The sequence below is a fragment of the Paenibacillus sp. J22P90 genome, from assembly GCF_059692195.1.
Genome location: NZ_JCAUAY010000001.1, coordinates 268,175 through 286,167 on the forward strand (window position 1 = coordinate 268,175; position 17,993 = coordinate 286,167).

The 17,993-nt window shown below is 43.1% G+C and carries 11 protein-coding genes; all 11 read left to right on the forward strand.

What is annotated here, in order from left to right; genetic code table 11:
- Positions 1-264 precede the first annotated feature (264 nt).
- The 11 genes from AC58UX_RS01160 to AC58UX_RS01210 all read left to right on the forward strand — a co-directional run bounded on the left by AC58UX_RS01160 (position 265) and on the right by AC58UX_RS01210 (position 17,927).
- Positions 265-1,608 carry an ABC transporter substrate-binding protein gene (locus tag AC58UX_RS01160; protein WP_497248891.1) on the forward strand — a complete coding sequence of 448 codons (1,344 nt, stop codon included), beginning with the start codon at positions 265-267 and terminating at the stop codon, positions 1,606-1,608.
- 91 nt (positions 1,609-1,699) lie between these two features.
- Complete coding sequence (locus AC58UX_RS01165) at positions 1,700-2,602, forward strand: carbohydrate ABC transporter permease (protein WP_497248893.1); 903 nt, start codon at positions 1,700-1,702, stop codon at positions 2,600-2,602.
- A 1-nt stretch (position 2,603) separates the two neighbouring features.
- Positions 2,604-3,434: a carbohydrate ABC transporter permease gene (locus tag AC58UX_RS01170; RefSeq protein ID WP_497248895.1), complete on the forward strand. Its 831-nt coding sequence runs from the start codon at positions 2,604-2,606 to the stop codon at positions 3,432-3,434.
- Between the two features lie 102 nt (positions 3,435-3,536).
- On the forward strand, positions 3,537-4,688 hold the full coding sequence (locus AC58UX_RS01175; RefSeq protein ID WP_497248897.1) for a glycoside hydrolase family protein: 1,152 nt from the start codon (positions 3,537-3,539) through the stop codon (positions 4,686-4,688).
- A 16-nt stretch (positions 4,689-4,704) separates the two neighbouring features.
- Positions 4,705-6,282, forward strand: coding sequence for a glycoside hydrolase family 43 protein (locus AC58UX_RS01180; protein WP_497248899.1), 1,578 nt, complete (start codon positions 4,705-4,707; stop codon positions 6,280-6,282).
- Positions 6,283-6,404: 122 nt separating this feature from the next.
- Positions 6,405-8,513, forward strand: a complete 2,109-nt coding sequence (locus AC58UX_RS01185) for a glycoside hydrolase family 36 protein (RefSeq protein WP_497248901.1) — start codon at positions 6,405-6,407, stop codon at positions 8,511-8,513.
- Between the two features lie 215 nt (positions 8,514-8,728).
- Positions 8,729-11,659: a CBM96 family carbohydrate-binding protein gene (locus AC58UX_RS01190; RefSeq protein ID WP_497248903.1), complete on the forward strand. Its 2,931-nt coding sequence runs from the start codon at positions 8,729-8,731 to the stop codon at positions 11,657-11,659.
- A 150-nt stretch (positions 11,660-11,809) separates the two neighbouring features.
- Positions 11,810-14,137 (forward strand): helix-turn-helix domain-containing protein, encoded by a 2,328-nt coding sequence (locus AC58UX_RS01195; protein WP_497248905.1) that lies wholly within the window; start codon positions 11,810-11,812, stop codon positions 14,135-14,137.
- A gap of 242 nt (positions 14,138-14,379) precedes the next feature.
- Positions 14,380-15,363, forward strand: coding sequence for an ABC transporter permease (locus tag AC58UX_RS01200; RefSeq protein ID WP_497248907.1), 984 nt, complete (start codon positions 14,380-14,382; stop codon positions 15,361-15,363).
- Between the two features lie 16 nt (positions 15,364-15,379).
- Positions 15,380-16,261, forward strand: coding sequence for a carbohydrate ABC transporter permease (locus AC58UX_RS01205; RefSeq protein WP_497248909.1), 882 nt, complete (start codon positions 15,380-15,382; stop codon positions 16,259-16,261).
- Positions 16,262-16,313: 52 nt separating this feature from the next.
- The gene (locus tag AC58UX_RS01210; protein WP_497248911.1) at positions 16,314-17,927 is read left to right on the forward strand and encodes an extracellular solute-binding protein; all 1,614 of its coding nucleotides are present in this window, start codon (positions 16,314-16,316) and stop codon (positions 17,925-17,927) included.
- Positions 17,928-17,993: the final 66 nt, after the last annotated feature.

Here is a 17,993-nt window from a genome sequence, read left to right on the forward strand (position 1 = left end):
AATTAAGCTTTTCCTGGAGACAGCTTCTTCTTTAGCTTCGATTCGAAGCAAGGGTGGAAGCTGTTTTTCCATGTAGATAAAAGCCCGAGCATTCATTTTCACCTTCTTAAATTCATGCATATCGAGCTTAAAAAACTTCATTCTAAACGATTTGGGCGTATGTTAGTCTTAAATCAAGGAATAGAACAGCACCTGACGAGTCAAAAGGACACAGCTCGAGTTGTTCACAAGAAGCTACATACTAAAGGGAGGTTACTTTCAACCATGGTTAAAACTTTTTCCAAAGTACTCGTAGGATCGACAGCATTAGCACTTATTGTGGCAGGCTGCGGTAACAAAAATGATTCCACAACTTCAACGACAAGCGCAGCTCCGGCTGGCACAGCTGCAGCGACTGCGGCTCCGAAAAAAGACGTAACATTCAGCGTCATTTATGCGACAGGCGACCCAGCGACCAAACAAGCGGTAGCTGATTCCATTGCTGCTTTCACGAAAGCGAACCCGAACGTCAAAATCAAAGACTTGAGTGAAACCACGACAGCGGCTTACCTGGACTTTTTGAAAACCAAAGATGCTGTTGGTGAATTCCCAGACCTAGTTGAAATGCGTGACACGCAACTATTTGCGGATGCAGGCAAGCTGGCTGAACTACCAAAAGACCTACAAGGTTTGTTTGAGAGTGTACCGCAAGTAAACGGCAAAGTGTACAACGCACCTATCTCGCTTCCTGCTCCGCAAGGGATCATTTACAGCAAGAAAGCTTACGCAGATGCAGGCATTACAGAAGAACCTAAAACGTATGCAGACTTCCTAGCAGCTCAAGAAAAGCTGAAAGCAAAAGGCATTTCACCGATCGTTGTCGGCGGTAAAGATATTTTTCACTGGGGCTTCTGGGTTAATAAATTCTTGATCGACGAAGTGTTCATCAATGATGCAAACTGGAACTCCAAGCGTTCCGAAGGCAAAGTGAGCTTTACAGATGCTGGTCCTGCAAAAGCGATGCAGCAATTGACAGATTTATTTACTAAAGGATACGTAGATAAAGGATACATGAGTACAGCTGACAACCAAACGGCTTCCATGCTTGTGACAGGTAAAGCGGCAAGCTTGTACTCCGGCCCTTGGATGTTCCCTACGATCGCTCAAGCAGATCCGAAATTTGATTTCGGCTGGTACCCTGTACCAGATCAAAAAGGTGCAGTAAACGTTGTTGGTCTTGCACAACCAGCTGGTTGGTCCTTATCGGCTGTTGCAGCGAAAGATGCGGACAAAACAGCTGCAATCTCGGATTTCATTAAATTTTTCTTCAGCAAAGAGCAATATCCGAAATATTTGAAAGTAGCAAGCGCAATCCCATCAACAAAAGAAAAAATGAACTATGAAGCTTCCCCGCAATTGCAAGAAGTTCTTACGATGATGGCGGATCCGAACGTTAAGAAATCGCTTCAAATCAACAACTTCTGGGGAGCTAACCAAATCCCACCGCAATTCCGTAACTGGTTCTACAAATCAGTTCAAGACTGGTTAGTGAAAGGTGATTTCAGCGCTGATTACTTGAAAAAAGCAGACGCTGAGTGGGATACCGAAGTGAAGGCAATGAAAAAATAAGAACAAAAAAGGCTGCAAACGGAGAACCTCTGCGTCACTTGCGGAGGTTTTCCTGCTACTGCCTTCAAATTCCAATAGGAGGCATAAGAGAATGACAACCATACAGCCTGTAAAGAGAAAAAGAAAATGGCTAAACTTTTCCATCGTGTTTCTTATTCCTGCATTGATCCTCTATACCTTATTCGTCATGGTTCCAACAGCTAGCAGTGTTTATCTTAGCTTTACTTCCTGGGATGGTGTTAGTCCAGATATTCGATTCATTGGATTTGATAACTTCGTTGAGATGTGGCATAGCGAGCGCGTGCATAATGCGCTGAAAAATACTTTGATTTTGTCAGTAGTTTTAGTTGTTATAGAGAATGTCGTTGCCCTGATGCTAGCGATGCTAGTGGATCAGGTGAGATGGTTCCGTAATTTGTTTCGCAGCATTTTTTATTTCCCAACGTTACTCAGCGGGATTGTTATGGGGTTTGTCTGGACGATAATATTAAATTTCAACTTTGGAGTTATTACACAATTGCTAGATAAGCTGCACCTATCCTTCTTAAACGTTGATTGGCTTGGAAATCCGGATTATGCATTGATCTCCGTCATTTTTGCAACTGTATGGAAAGGCGCTGGCTATTATATGATAATTTATCTGGCTGGACTGCAAGGGATTCCGCCAGAGTTAACGGAAGCGGCAAGTATTGATGGAGCGAATCGCTGGCAGCAATTCCGTCATATTACATTCCCGTTGCTTGCAGGAGCCTTTACGGTGTGCATGATGTTGTCGATGATTGCGTCCTTAAAAATATTTGATCAAATCGCCGTTATGACGGACGGTGGACCTGGATTTGCGACAGAAACACTGACTTATATTATTTATAAAGTCGGATTTGGTGAGTTGCGTCAAGGCTTTGGAACGGCGCTATCGCTTGTCTTATTTATTTTGATTTTGATCGTATCACTTATTCAAATTAAGCTGCTTCGCAGCAGGGAGGTGCAGTTATAAGATGAGAAAACAGAAAAGTATACTCGAGATTCTCCTCTTTGTCCTGACACTTGTCCTTGCCATTTTCTTCTTCTTCCCGATTTACTTTAGCTTGATTTCCGCCTTTAAAAGCAACGGAGCAATTATGCGGGATGCAATTGCATTCCCAACTAGTTGGTACGTGGATAGCTTCGTTTATCTGTGGACTAAAACCGACTTCCCTAGAGCCATGGTGAACTCCATTATTTTAACATTGAGCTCGATTGTCGCGATGATTGCAATTATACCAATGGCTGCTTACGCGATTGAAAGGACGAATAAAAAGTGGACGAATTTGGTATATGTCTACTTTCTAGCCGGTATGATGATTCCATTTCAAGTCTATATGATTCCACTGTTCAAAGAGATGAAAATGATGGGTTTCTACGGCACACTGAGCGCCCCAATACTCATTTACATCTCCGGATCGGTTGGGTTCGGCGTATTGCTTTATACAAGCTTTCTAAAAGGGGTGCCTCGTGAAATTGAGGAAGCAGCTGAAATCGACGGCTGCTCTAAGTACAGCATTTTCTGGCGGATCGTATTCCCGCTACTTGGACCTTGTACGGCGAGCTTGGTCGTGCTGAATGGACTCGGCATTTGGAACGATTTCTTGATGCCAAGCTTGGTTCTACCTTCGGATAAGCCTAAAACGATGATTGTCGAAATCTTTGGCTTCGTCGGTGAATATGCTTCCCAATGGGATATGGTATTCGCAGGTACCGCGATTTCAATTATCCCTGTTTTGATCGCGTTTATCGCGTTGCAAAAGTATTTTGTCAAAGGGATTGCCGCGGGTGCAACAAAAGGTTAACATCAGGGGTTTTGTGACACATGTGGAACCTCTCTATCTACCATCAGGGCGGATAGGGAGGATTTTTAAAAATGAAAAAAATGGGGAAAGTGGGCGATAAGCATGTTAAAAGAGCAGGATCAACAATGGTTAAATGAAGTAATTAATAGAATATCAACGAAAATGGACTGGGTTAGTGAAAAGTCTAAATATAAAATTCCGTACACGACCATTAACGGAACACACGATAATCGCATCGTAGATAATCCTACAGGTACCGAAACGGATGAAATTAATTGGTGGACGAATGGTTTCTGGGGCGGCATGATGTGGCTTATGCATCACGAGACCGGCAACGAGAAATATAAAGAAATCGCGCAAATCTCCGAAAAAGAATTAGATCGCTGTTTTGATGAATTTTACGGATTGCATCATGATGTTGGTTTTATGTGGTTGCCGACAAGTGTGGCGAACTATAAAGTGACCCAAAATCCGGAATCTCGAAAAAGAGCACTTCATGCTGCGGTATTGCTTGCAGGGCGCTTTAATTTGGCAGGCGGCTTTATTCGTGCTTGGAACGATTTGGAGGGATCCGATACAAGAGGTTGGGCAATCATTGACTGCATGTTCAATATTCCAATACTGTACTGGGCTTCGGAAGAAACAGGTGATCCGCGGTTCAAGCAAATTGCAATGAAGCATGCGGATACGTGCATGACTGCGTTTGTTCGCCCGGATGGATCGGTTAATCACATCGTTGAATTTGATCCTTTTGAAGGTGGTGTGATTCGAACGTATGGTGGTCAAGGATATGAAGAGGGTTCTTCCTGGACGAGAGGGCAGACTTGGGCATTGTATGGTTACATGATGAGCTATATTCATACGCAGAAGGAAGAGTATTTACAAACCGCGAAACGGATTGCAAACTATTTTATTGCGAACATCCCAGCGGATGGCGTAATTCCAGTTGATTTCCGGCAGCCGAAAGAACCGAAGCGCGAGGATGATACGGCTGCTGCGATTGCAGCGTGTGGTCTGATTGAAATTGCAAAAGTTGTAGGCGAGCATGAAAAGGATCTGTATCTCGGTGCTGCGGTGAAATTACTTAGATCGTTAGACTCACGAATCGATTGGACAACAAGTAGTGATAGTCTGGTTCAATACGGTTCAGCTGCCTATCATTCTGCGAACCACCATCACGCGATTATTTATGGCGATTATTACTTCATGGAAGCAATTTTCAAGCTAAAAGGAAACGATTTGTATCTGTGGTAAGGGGGAGCTCAAAATCATGATTCAGAATCCAATTCTACGCGGCTTCAACCCGGATGCATCAATCATTCGTGTTGAAGATGATTATTATATCGCAACATCTACCTTTGAATGGTTCCCAGGTGTGCTCATTCATCATTCAAAAGATTTAATGAACTGGAGACCCTTATCGCGTCCGTTGGATCGGGTGAGTCAGCTTGATCTGCGCGGTGTACCAAGTTCAGGCGGCATTTGGGCGCCTTCCTTAAGCTTCTACGATGGTACTTATTATTTGTGCTTTACGAATGTGGTGGGTCGAAAAGGCGTGTATAAAGATCTGCACAACTATATTGTGACAGCGTCATCGATTGAAGGGCCATGGTCTGAACCGATCTATCTGAACTCTAGCGGTTTTGATCACTTTTTGTTCCACGATACGGATGGCCGCAAATATCTGTTTAATATGCAATGGGATTTTCGGAAAAACAAAAATCGATTCGCAGGTATTATCATGCAGGAATTCTGTCCTGTTGAAGGAAAGCTGATTGGCGATATCAAGCTGATTACTAAAGGGACAGATTTGGGTGTTACTGAAGGCCCGATGGTGTACAAAAAGGATGGCTTCTACTATTTGCTGTTAGCCGAAGGGGGAACCGGGCCGATGCACGCTGCAACTCTCATGCGAGCGACTTCCGTCGACGGTCCTTATGAGGTTGATCCTGAATATCCAATTATTACGACAAGAAATATCCCAGAACATCCACTGCAAAATGCAGGTCATGGCTCCTTGGTGGAAACGCAGCTAGGGGATTGGTACATGGTATTTATTTGTTCTCGTCCCCTTCAGGATGGCAACAAACTTAGTCCATTAGGGAGAGAAACCTCCCTGCAAAAAGTAGTGTGGACAGCGGACGGCTGGCTACGGCTCGCCGCAGGCGGGAAGCAGCCGCAGCTGCATATTCCGGAGACGGAGCTAACGCCGCATCCGTTTGCGCCAGACCCGGTTCGAGATGATTTCGACGAGCCGAAGCTCAGTGTGCATTGGCATACATTGCGCGTTCCGGCAGACGAGTCTTGGTTAAGCTTAACTGAGCGTCCTGGCTTCTTGCGATTGAAGGGAAGGGAGTCACTGACCTCCTTGCACAACCAAAGTCTCGTGGCAAGACGTATTCAAAGCTTCCAGTGCGAGATGGTGACTTGCGTGGCATTCGAGCCGGTGGCTTTTACCCAAATGGCGGGTCTAGTGCTCTATTATGATGAATCCGATCATTACTATCTGCGCATTTCACATGATGAGCAGTTCGGGAAGCATCTGGCGATTATCGTAAGTGATCAGGGGCAATATGATGAACTGGACGCTTATGTGCCGATTCCTGAAGGGGAGCGAATCTATCTCAAAGCAGCAATGAATTTTGATAAGATTCATTTCTCTTATTGTTTAGACGGTCAGTCGTGGCAGCCTATTGGTCCGATGTTATACTCCGGGAATCTTGCGGACAGCTACCAGCGGAAATTATCCTTTACTGGCGCTTTCGTTGGGCTTTGCGCACAGGATTTGCGAGGTACTCGCTTGCATGCGGATTTCGACTTTTTTGATTATATGGAACTTGATGTCTAGGTTGAATGATTACTTTTATGAAGTGGTAGAAAAGAGATGGCTGAATTAACTGCTATCTCTTTTCTCTTTTTAATAAATCAAAAGAATAATTACTAAACATATCTAAGGAGTGGATAATCAAAATGGAACTACTTTCACAATTTAACTTCGGTGACACCGTTGTACGCTATATGTGGGATCCTTTAACGCGGCAGGTTGGATTAATGTTAGTGCCTGAATCACGACTAGATCAGATTAATGTCGATAAGCAGTATGCCATTGATTCTCTTGTACAGGTCAAGTTAATTGGAGATGATTATGCCGGTGGATTTGCTCAAGGAGTAACGATGCGAAGTTCAAAGTCTATACCAAAATTTAAATATAAAGAGCAAAACATGGAACAGGATGAGTCAGGTATTCACATAAATACAATCTTTAATCATGAGACTCATCCTTATATTATTACACATAAGCTTACCTACTTTCATGGATATGAGTCTTTTGAGTCCGTGTCTACGATTACAAACCATAGTAACAAAGAAATTGGATTAGAGATGTTATCTAGCTTTTCATTAGGCGGAATAACGCCATTCGAAAAAGGAGATGCGCCTTTTTCATTGCTTATGCATCGATTTAGAAGTAAGTGGAGTAATGAGGGGCGTTTAGAGACTTGTTCAATAGAGGATTTACAACTAGAGCCATCATGGCAAAAGCATGGCATACTTAGCGAGCGATTTGGTCAGGTAGGTTCCATGCCTGTACGTGGATTTTTTCCATTTGTGGCAGTAGAAGATACAGTGAGAAACGTTATTTGGGCAGCTCAACTAGCTCATCCTGCCTCTTGGCAACTAGAGGTATATCGCAGAGATGATGCACTTTGTATTTCAGGTGGAAGCGCAGATCGAGAGTTTGGACATTGGGTGAAAAAATTAAAACCAAATGAAAGTTTCACGACGCCAATCGCCTTATTAACTACAGCAGTTGGTGATTTAGATGAGGTTTCTCAAAGGCTTACGCGATATCACAATCGATTATTGCAAAATCTTCCAGAGACTGAGAAAGAATTACCCGTTATTTTTAATGAGTTTTGCACAACGTGGGGAACGCCATCACATGAAAATGTTTCAAGAATAGCCCATATGCTAAAAGGAAAAGGTATCCAATATTTGATCATTGATGCAGGTTGGTATGCAGAGAGTGGGAAGAGTTGGGAAAGTAACATGGGGGATTGGCATATCTCACCTGAACTTTTCCCAAATGGGTTAGAGGCGACTGTTCAAGTGATACGCGATTGTGGCATGATTCCTGGAATTTGGTTTGAGATTGAGAACTGTGGGCCTTTAGCTCAAGTATATACCTGGGAGGATCATTTACTTAAAAGAGATGGCATCCCCATTACATCTGGCCAAAGGAGATTCTGGGATTTCAATGATCCTTTTGTGATGGATTATCTAGAACGAAAAATTATTGATTTTATTAAAGAATATAATTTTGGATACTTGAAGATCGATTACAATGAAACCATTGGAATTGGTTGTGATCATAGCGATTCACTGGGGGAAGGATTGCGGGTTCAAATGGAGGCGGTACAGGCGTTTTTCCTTAAAATTCAAAAAGAATGCCCGCAATTAGTAATTGAAAATTGTTCATCTGGCGGACATCGGCTAGAGCCTTCTATGCTTGCTTTAACATCTATGTCTTCCTTTTCAGATGCGCACGAGGAACTTGAGATACCGATTATTGCAGCGAATATGCACCGTGTTATACTTCCGAGACAGAGTCAGATCTGGGCAGTGTTAAGAAAAGAAGATACGGAGAAAAGACTACGTTACTCAATCGCAAGCACATTTTTAGGTCGTATGTGTTTATCTGGGGATATTTATGATTTACAAAAAGCGCAGTGGGATATCGTAGACGAAGGAATTCGTTTTTATAAACGTATCAGCCATCTAATTAAAGATGGTGTGAGCTACCGGTTTGGACCGAAAGTTCAAAGTTACCGTCATCCTGATGGTTGGCAGGCCTTAGTTCGAACAAGTCATGATCATAAGGAAGCTGTAGTAATCGTACACACATTTGAAGGTGAGTTCAACGAGCCAATCCAGATTAGGATGAATTCGGAGAGGATTCTTAACGTCGAGGATGTTTATATGGAGAATTTGAATACTGTAACTTTCCTAGGCAATGAGCTAACAGTCAAAATAAATGAATCTTTTAGTGGAGCAGCAATTTTATTAAAGTTGAAAAATTGAATGCACGATACAGGCAGTCAAGGACGTTAATACTCGTTCTTGGCTGTTTTTTGTATAATTCTTAAAAAACTGTAGTTCCTTCTATAAAAACATACATTGTTTTACTCGAAAATCGAGTCTAGAATTTAAAGTTGAAAGCGCATTCACAACTCTAATGCGGAGGTGAGGTTTTGATTTTTGTGATCATGCAGAACTAATAATCTGGAGGTGTATGGATGTTGAAACGATCCAACAGCAAGTTCATTTTCTTCAGCCTAATCTTTGCCATGATATTCTCTATCGCGAGTTCACCTTTCGGTATTCAAGAAGTAAGTGCAAGTACGGTTACAGACTTGTCTCCAATCGCTGACAGCTATGTGAACAGTGGGGCTACGACAACCAATTACGGAACGGCAACATCTATGGTTACGAAGCAAAGCACGTCTAACGATCGCAGCGCTTTTTTCAAATTTGATTTGAGTGGTTTGACGGGTAATGTGTCGTCCGCCACATTAAGGTTGAATGTGAAAAGCTTATCTGCTGTTGCTGATCGGACTGCTTACAGCGTATCGACTGATACGTGGACAGAAACTGGCTTAACCTACAGCAATAAGCCGGCATTTGGCAACCCGATAGGAAGTGTACGAGTTTCCGGACTAGGCTGGGTGGATATTGATATCACTTCCTATGTGATGAGTGAGTTCGCGGGTGACAAGACCGTTAGTATTTATATCAAGGATCCCGTTGCTAATAACGATGTTGGGATTGATTTCTATAGCAAGGAGAATAGCACGGGACAACCGCTATTAAGTGTTATCACGGAGCCGGTCAACTTCCATACGGCACCTACCGACAGCACACCATTTGTGCATCCAGGCGCGTTATTCAAGCTTTCTGATCTACAGCGTATGAAATATATGGTGGAAGCAGGCGTTGAGCCATGGCTGACTTCTTATAATGAACTGAAAGCTGATCCCAAAGCCAGCTACAGCTATACGGTGCTTGGGAATTCGAGCTGGACCGTATTGAACAGAGAGGGGACGCATAATGCTGAATTTGAATCCGATGTGACGGCGGCTTATTTGAATTCGCTAATGTGGTCCATTACAGGTGATAGTCGGCATGCAGCCAAAGCAGTTGAGATTTTCAATCGTTGGAGTAATTTGACCGAAGTGACTGGCGGAGGAACAGAAGCATTGAACGCCGGCTTATACGCTTGGAAGCTTGTAGAGGCGGCGGAAATTATCAAGAGTACTTACACAGGCTGGGCTGCTGCAGACTTGCAAAAGTTCAAGGATATGCTCGTTTATCCGGGATACTCCAAAACAGGCGTTCCTGCGTCCGTTACAGCAAACAATGGTACCTTCTATTGGCGGATCTACAATGGTGATTCAGGTAGACACGGAAATCAGGACTTAATCGCATGGAGAGCAATGATTTCCATGGGGGTGTTCCTCGATAATCGCACCATGTACGACAGAGCACTGCGATACTTCAAAGGTCTGCCTCACAGAACGGATGATATTCCTTATGCTACTGGTCCGTCTACCCCTGGAGCGGAAACAGCCACAAATACGTATTTTAATACGTATACAAACAGTAAACAGACGACTGTTGCCGATTGGGGCTACAATGGCGTGATGCGGAATTATGTGTGGGAGAACGGCCAAAATCAGGAAAGCTCACGCGACCAGCAGCACGCCTTTTTCGGTTTGGGAATTATGGAAGGCATCTCGGAGGTAGCCTGGAATCAAGGGGATGGTGTTTGGAACGCCTTAGATAACCGCATGCTGAAAGGTATCGAGTTTATGGGTCGTTACAACACATCTTATGTAGCATCTTATCCCGATCAAACGACCCCTTGGTCGCCAAGCAATTTTATACAGCGCTTTGACCGAACTGGCAGATGGTATTCTAAGCAAATCAATCCGTACTTTGAAAGCGACTTTGTCACTTTAAGCAGAGGAGACTTCCCTGGGAAACGACCAGTCTATGAACAAGCGGCTGCACATTTTCTAGTGAGAATGGGACTCGGTACTCAGGCTATTTGGACCGAGCGCTCAAGAGATACAGCCATTTCTTTATCTGGCTATGAGCAAACGGGCTGGAGTCTAGATCATCCTGGTTGGGGCGCGTTATCTTTCCGCAGACCGCAGCTAACTGCTGGGGATCCTGTGAAAGGATTTACGAGCGGAGTTCCACAATTCGGCATGCATGTGTTGCCAGGAACGATTGAAGCCGAAAATTATGATTACTTCCCGATTGATGGAGAAGGCAGAACCTATCATGATGCAACTTCATCCAATTCAGGAGGCCAATATCGCGATGACGGTGTTGACATCAAGCTAGTCACGACGAATAACTATGCTTTAACGGATCTCGATAATGGGGAATGGTTTACGTATACGGTCTATGTGCCAGCAAACGGAAACTATAAGCTGGGCGTTAATTATGCCGCAACGAGTGGCAGTGGTTCGATTAAATTTGCATTTGGGGGAGTAGATGCTACGAGCAATGTTGCACTCCCATCTACTGGAAGCGCATCGACATGGAGCAGTTATACCGTTGCTAGTAGTGTACCTTTGACCAAAGGAGTCCAAGCGATGAGGGTTTTCGTCTCAGGTACGTCCGATTCTTTCCATTTGAATCAGATCAGTATCTTGAATGCCGGTACATCAGCAGTGACCACGGACCTGAGTGCGGCTGCCGATAGCTATGTGAATAGCGGTGCAACAACGACGAACTACGGTACTATTGATTCTATGGTGACTAAGCAAAGCGCGAGTAATGACCGAAGTGCGTACTTGAGATTCAATTTAAGCGGTCTTAGCAGTTCCGTGACGTCTGCTAAGCTGAAATTGTACGTGAAAAGTAAGTCAGCCAACGCAGACAGGACCGTCTACGAGGTTACGGATGATACGTGGACTGAAACGGGCATTACCTACGCCAATCGACCGTCTATTGGTAGTGCGGTTGCAACGACAGGGGTAACTGCGCTCGGCTGGGTCGAGTTTGACGTTACACCTTTCATTGCCGCTCAACTTGCTGGGGACCAAATCGCTACGTTGTATGTGAAAGACCCTGCTGCCAATAATGATATCGGCATTGACTTTTATTCCAAAGAGTTTGGAAGCAATGCTCCTGTTCTGACGGTTGTGACCAATTAATTGGCCTAACAGGGAAAGACACTTAAAAAAGCGCATACATGTGTTAAAAAACTGCATCCAAGTTCCGTTACCCTTCTGATACAGTGAAAAGAGGCGCCTCGTCTAGGGGCTGTCTCTTTTTCTTTTGTCATAAACCAGAGGAGGAACGTAATGAAAAGCATGCAGGCCTTCTTAAAAAACAAAAATATGTTAATTCGAATCATTTTGTCCTATCTGCTGGTAGGGCTTTTAGTCATTGCTGTGCTTACGTTTGTTATTGCGTCCAAAGTTTCCCGAAATTTAACCGAACAAATTAATCGCTCAACCGATACGGCAATTGAACAGTCTTTCAATACAGCGAACATTTTATTGACATCGACATTCGCCAATTTTGGAAGTCTGTTTAACGGTCCCGAAATTCAGATGAGCTTTTATAATATGGATTTTAATACGAGTGAACTTGGCCGAATTGGCAACAAGCTCTATGAATTAAGCAGTACGAATCCTTTGATCCATTCGATCTATCTGCTGAATGATCAGAAGAAATTGGCTTTCTCATCACTTAGTACCGTCAAATCGTTTGATGCTTTCTATGATCCCGATGTACTTAATCTATTGGCTAGTATTCAGCCCAATCGCTCAAACATCTTTTATCCCCGTCATATCGATTATGCCATTTATGATAGGAAATATAAGATGAATGTAATTTCTCTCGTATTTCCAAATGCTGTTGGCAAGGTGGCGAATGGCGCCATGGTGCTTAATTTAGACCAGCGTACGCTGCAAAGTATGGTCATGAACGGCGCACAAAGCGGTTTGTTCGAATCCATGATTTTGAATAAACAGGATACCGTAATCACCCACTCCACGAATGAGATGATCAACACGAATTTAACAAAAGAGTCATATGTCCAGTTGATCAACGACTCTCCTGAGCCAAAAGGTTCTTTTGAATTTAAAAAAGAAGGTCGGAGTTATCGGGTTTCCTATATTAAATCAGAGAGTTTAGGATGGACGTTCATCGGATTGATCGATTATGAGAGTCTCCTTGGTGAAGTTAGGGAAACACAACGGTTTATATTAATGGTGACTGGTTGTCTACTTGTGATTGTTTTACTAATCGGCGGATTTTTTACGAAGTGGATTTACGGCCCTATTCATCGTCTTCTAGCGAAAGTGACTCACTCCTCCGGAGACATCATTAGGACACAAGGAGAATCCGAATTGGATGTGCTTGGAAGGACATTTTTTTATTTGGACCATCAGATTCAGGATTTACAGTTGAGTGTACAGGACTATCGTTCGGCCAAAAGGCACGAGGTGCTTCGAATGCTGACATCCGGAGGCTGGTCGAACGAAGAGGAGATGGCTAGAAAACTGGCCCGCGTGGGAATCGAATTCTCCTATCCGAGATATGTTGTATGCTTGCTTCGACTCGATGCCTACCGCCAGCTGCTAGCCACGTATAAGCAGCCGGATATTGCGTTGCTAAGATATGCAATATCAAATATAGCTGTTGAGGTCAGCTCTAGTCGAATGCCTGCCGTTTGTTTTGACTCAGGCGATGATGGGATCGCAATGATCGTCAACGTGCAGGAGAATACGGAGTTAGAGCCGCAACTTACGGAAATGCTGAAGGATATACAAGACAATGTGGCACAATTTCTACATCTATCCGTTTCAATTGCTGTGGGTTCAGAGAGTATACGTCTATTGGAAATTGAATCATCAAGGGAGGCAGCTAAGCTTGCTTCCGCTTATCGTATCATCTTTGGGAACGGAGCCATTATTCAACCAGGCATTGAAAAGTTAAGAGAGCCGTTGCAAGACAGCCAAGTGTCTGCCATTGAGAAACAGATTACGGATCAGTTAAAACTCGGGGATATGGCGAGTATCAGAGAAGCCTTTGCTTCCTTCCTCGCCTATACCTGTAAAGCAACGCCAGATGAGATGATGCTCAGCTTGACTCAGTTGCTCATCTCTACAGCGAGAACGGCTAAAGCAATGACGATGCAACCTAGCACAGGGACAATCATGGATATCGGTAGCCTCATGGCAACGCTCAATCAATGGGAAACACTTGAGGAAATCGAGACTTGGTACTTAAGTTTATGTGAACAGGCAATAGGTTCTAGGGATTTGCAATCGTTACAGAAGAACAAGTGGATTGTAGATAAAATAATTCAGCATATTCATGAGCATTATGCAGACTCGAACTTAACCGTGGAGTCTTTAGTTGAAGTTGGCGGCCTCTCCATGAATTACATGCGTAAAGTGTTTAAAGAGATAGCAGGGCAATCGATTACCTCATATTTGAGCGAGTACCGTTTCGACAAAGCCAAAGAGTTACTTGTGCAAACCGATCTTCCAGCAAATAAAATTGGTGAGATGGTTGGGATGGAAAATACGAATTATTTTTATGTTTCTTTTAAAAAGCATTGCGGCAAGACGCCGGATCACTATAGGAAGCATCATAAGTTCAGCGTACAAGAAGCGTGATGAGGAGTATTCTAGCAAAATAATGCATGTTTAAATACCAATGGCGAGCGTATGAACTTTAATTTAATAAGTTCGTATGTTCGCTTTTTTAGATGATATAAGCACAAATGAATGAAAGTGGTGTAATTTCACACACGGAATTCGGTGAAAATCAGTGATTTTGACGACATCTTAAACTTTTAAGAAGAAACGAACCAACGTAGAGTAGAGTCATCGACATGGTGAAAGGAGGAAACAACAAGATGAGCAACACAATTACATCCACACAAACTACGATTAAAGCATCGGTGGCTAAGAAACAACGCGGTGCGGTTGGTGCTTTTTTTCATGAGCTGAAAGTGAATAAATTTATGTACTTTTTGGCACTTCCCGGTGTTATCTGGTTCTTAGTCTTTGCCTATCTGCCAATGGGGGGAATCGTTGTCGCCTTCCAAGATTTCAAAGCGGTAAAGGGAATTACCGGCAGTAAATTCGTCGGATTAAAAAACTTCCAATTCTTCTTCAACTCCAGCGATTGGATTAAAGTCGTGAGCAATACGGTATTTCTGAACGTACTGTTTATTACATTCGGAACGATTGCCGCTGTGGCGATCGCGATTATGGTGACGGAGATTGGTGGCAAATGGTTTAAGAAAATTTCCCAATCCGTTATGATTTTCCCGCATTTTCTCTCTTGGACGGTTGTTGCTATGTTCATGACGGCTTTCGTGGCGACAGACGGAGGATTCTTAAATCAATTCATAGGTATTTTCGGGATTGAACCCATACAATACTTGTCTTCTCCACAGTACTGGCCAGCTATTCTCGTTATGTTGAAAATTTGGCATGGCGCTGGTTTCGGTTCCATCGTCTACATGGCCACGATTTCGGGTATTAATCCGGAGATTTATGAATCTGCTGCCATGGACGGCGCAAGCCGCCTCCAAAAAATACGTTTTATCACGCTGCCACTCTTGAAACCGACGGTCATTCTATTGACCATACTTGCAGTAGGGGGCATCTTTAACGGAGATTTCGGCATGATTTATGCGATTATTGGAAGAAATCCGCTTCTTTACCCATCGACAGATGTCATTGACACTTTCGTTTTCCGTGCATTGATGGATCTTGGGGACATGGGGATGTCAGCAGCTGTTGGCTTTTTACAATCGATTATCGGGTTCATTTTAGTGATCACAGTGAACTATGTAGCTAAGAAAACATCGCCAGACTCGGCTATCTTTTAAGAAATGGAGGCTGCATATGATTCAAGAGAGTTTATCAGATAAGCTGTTGAAATTTGTTTTTTATCTCATTCTTGTTTTGTTCTCGATTTATTGTTTGATTCCGTTTTTATCGGTACTAGCAAGCTCATTTGCTACAGAAGGAGAAATATTGAAGAAAGGCTATACATTCTTTCCCAAAGAATTCTCCATACAGGCTTATAAATTAATTTTTGAAGATAATACAATCTTCCGTGCATATGGCGTAACCACCTTTGTTACCCTTGTCGGCACGACGTTATCGATGATTTTCACCAGCGCTATGGCTTACGCCATTTCCGTTAAATCGGTTAAATATCGCAATAAAATCGCATTTTTCGTTTATTTTACGATGTTATTCCACGGTGGTTTGGTCGCTTCCTACTTGTTGATTTCAAAATACTTGGGGATGAAAGATTCGATTTGGGTGCTCATCATCCCAAGCATGATCAGCGCATGGAACATGTTTTTACTGCGAAACTTCTTTGCAACGATTGATGAATCGCTTGCTGAATCCGCAAAGATGGATGGCGCGAATGATGCCTACATTTTATTTCGCATCATTCTGCCAGTTTCGCTTCCAGCACTTGCTACGATTGGGTTGTTCTACGCTCTGAGTTATTGGAACAACTGGTTCAACGCGTTGTTATATATCAACGATTCGCATAAGTTTCCTCTGCAATATTTGATTCAGCGCATCATGAACAATTTGGACTATATTAATCAGGTTTCAGCCGATGTGAATATTCCAAACTTTGTCCCACCAGCGATTACAGTTCGGTTGGCTACGACGATCGTAACAATCGGCCCGATCATTTTCTTGTATCCGTTTTTGCAGAAATATTTCGTTAAAGGGTTAATGGTAGGAGCAGTGAAAGGCTAGGTCCGCTCTCGGCGGTTTAGTATAGATGAGGACTAATAGGGAGGATAAAAACATGAAAATGAGAACGATTTCAACTTCGATGTTAGCGTTAGCAGTGATTACTACGGCTTCGGCATGCAGCGATTCTAAACAACCAGAAGCAAGTCCAGCAGCTTCTTCTGCTGCTTCCGCAGCCCCTGCGAAACTTTCGCCTGTGACACTAAAGGGTATGCTTTTCGGAGATCCGCCGAAAGATATGCAGCTCGTCATGGATGAATTTGAGAAACGGACCAAAGACACGCTGAATACGAAGTTGAATATTCAATGGAATCCGAGTGCTGATCATAAGCAAAAAGTGAAGCTGATGATGACAGCAGGTGAAGAGGTTGATTTCGTGTTTGACGCTGATTTCATGAATCTGAAGGAACTTGTTCCGCAAGGCGCCTATGCCCAACTCGATAAATATTTCAATAATGACGCTTATCCAGGCTTGAAGAAGGAGTTTACTCCTGAATTTGTAGAAGCGAATAAGCGTTTTGACGGTCATCTGTACACGATTCCTTTCACGCAATATTTCTTTGATCTGCCTGTCGTGTATATTCGCAAAGATTTACGAGAGAAATACGGATTTGCCAAGATTAACAATTATGAGGATCTTGAAAATTTTTATAAGAAAGTACAAGAGAACGATAAATCCCTAACTCCTCTTGCGGTTAAAGGGAACGGCGGCTTCCAGGAAATCTGGTCAGGTGAAAGTAATACAAGGATTCCAAATGTCGGTACAGTTGGCATTGCTGGCATTCCTATCCTTGTTCAATTATCGGATGACGGAAAGAAAGTTCAAAATATGGCAGCGCTGGGTGACGAAGCTGCAGCGTTTGCGAAGCTGCCAGCTCCCTACAACACGGCTAAGACTGCATACCCACAGTACGATAAATGGGCGGAATGGAGCAAGTATTTAGAGAAAGACGTTGTTAGCCAAAAGGATAGTAAAGCTTATTTCATGTCAGGAAAAGCAGCATCCTATTATGGCACAATTAGTTCCTTTGCTGCAGACAGAAAGAAGCTGAAGGAAACGATCTCTACAGCAGAACTGGAGTTTTTCGTGCTGAAAAAAGATATTCGTGATATGAAACCGCAAGCCATCAGCACGAACTACAGATCAAACAACTCGATTGCAATTCCTACGACTTCTAAAAACTTAGATAGAACAATGAAGTATTTCGATTGGTTGTTCAGCTCTCAAGAAAACCATGATTTAATTGAATACGGCATTCCAGGTAAACATTGGGAAGCAGTAGGCAGCAATCAAATCAAATTATTGGATGAGTCCAAAAACTACAATTTTCCTGGATACGAATTGTCTTGGAATCCCAACATGATTCGACTTAGCAGCGATTTGGATGAAACATCACGTAAATATTTTGAGTACTCAGCGAAAGCAGATACCTACTATTCAGCACCGTTAGCTATGTTTACATTTGACAGTACAAATGTGAAAGCGGAAGTTGCAAGTATTACCTCCAAAACGGATCCATTCATTCAACTGCTGAAAGCTGGTCAGATCAAAGACTGGGAAGCTCAAACTGCCAAGTTGAGCGGTGAATTGAAAGCGCTTGGTATGGACAAGGTTCGCGCTGAGCTGCAGAAGCAAATTCAAGCTTATTTGGATAAAGGCGGCAAGTAATCGTTATGTAGCGACAGTTGAGTTTATCTGCTCAATTGTCGTTTTCTTTTGCTAAGTTGTTGACGC

What these genes read in the sequence shown, in the direction of transcription:
- AC58UX_RS01205 (WP_497248909.1), top strand. Translation starts at nt 15,380, where the DNA reads ATGATTCAAGAGAGTTTATCAGATAAGCTGTTGAAATTTGTTTTTTAT.
- AC58UX_RS01175 (WP_497248897.1), top strand. Translation starts at nt 3,537, where the DNA reads ATGTTAAAAGAGCAGGATCAACAATGGTTAAATGAAGTAATTAATAGA.
- AC58UX_RS01160 (WP_497248891.1), top strand. Translation starts at nt 265, where the DNA reads ATGGTTAAAACTTTTTCCAAAGTACTCGTAGGATCGACAGCATTAGCA.
- AC58UX_RS01180 (WP_497248899.1), top strand. Translation starts at nt 4,705, where the DNA reads ATGATTCAGAATCCAATTCTACGCGGCTTCAACCCGGATGCATCAATC.
- AC58UX_RS01170 (WP_497248895.1), top strand. Translation starts at nt 2,604, where the DNA reads ATGAGAAAACAGAAAAGTATACTCGAGATTCTCCTCTTTGTCCTGACA.
- AC58UX_RS01185 (WP_497248901.1), top strand. Translation starts at nt 6,405, where the DNA reads ATGGAACTACTTTCACAATTTAACTTCGGTGACACCGTTGTACGCTAT.
- AC58UX_RS01210 (WP_497248911.1), top strand. Translation starts at nt 16,314, where the DNA reads ATGAAAATGAGAACGATTTCAACTTCGATGTTAGCGTTAGCAGTGATT.
- AC58UX_RS01200 (WP_497248907.1), top strand. Translation starts at nt 14,380, where the DNA reads ATGAGCAACACAATTACATCCACACAAACTACGATTAAAGCATCGGTG.
- AC58UX_RS01195 (WP_497248905.1), top strand. Translation starts at nt 11,810, where the DNA reads ATGAAAAGCATGCAGGCCTTCTTAAAAAACAAAAATATGTTAATTCGA.
- AC58UX_RS01165 (WP_497248893.1), top strand. Translation starts at nt 1,700, where the DNA reads ATGACAACCATACAGCCTGTAAAGAGAAAAAGAAAATGGCTAAACTTT.
- AC58UX_RS01190 (WP_497248903.1), top strand. Translation starts at nt 8,729, where the DNA reads ATGTTGAAACGATCCAACAGCAAGTTCATTTTCTTCAGCCTAATCTTT.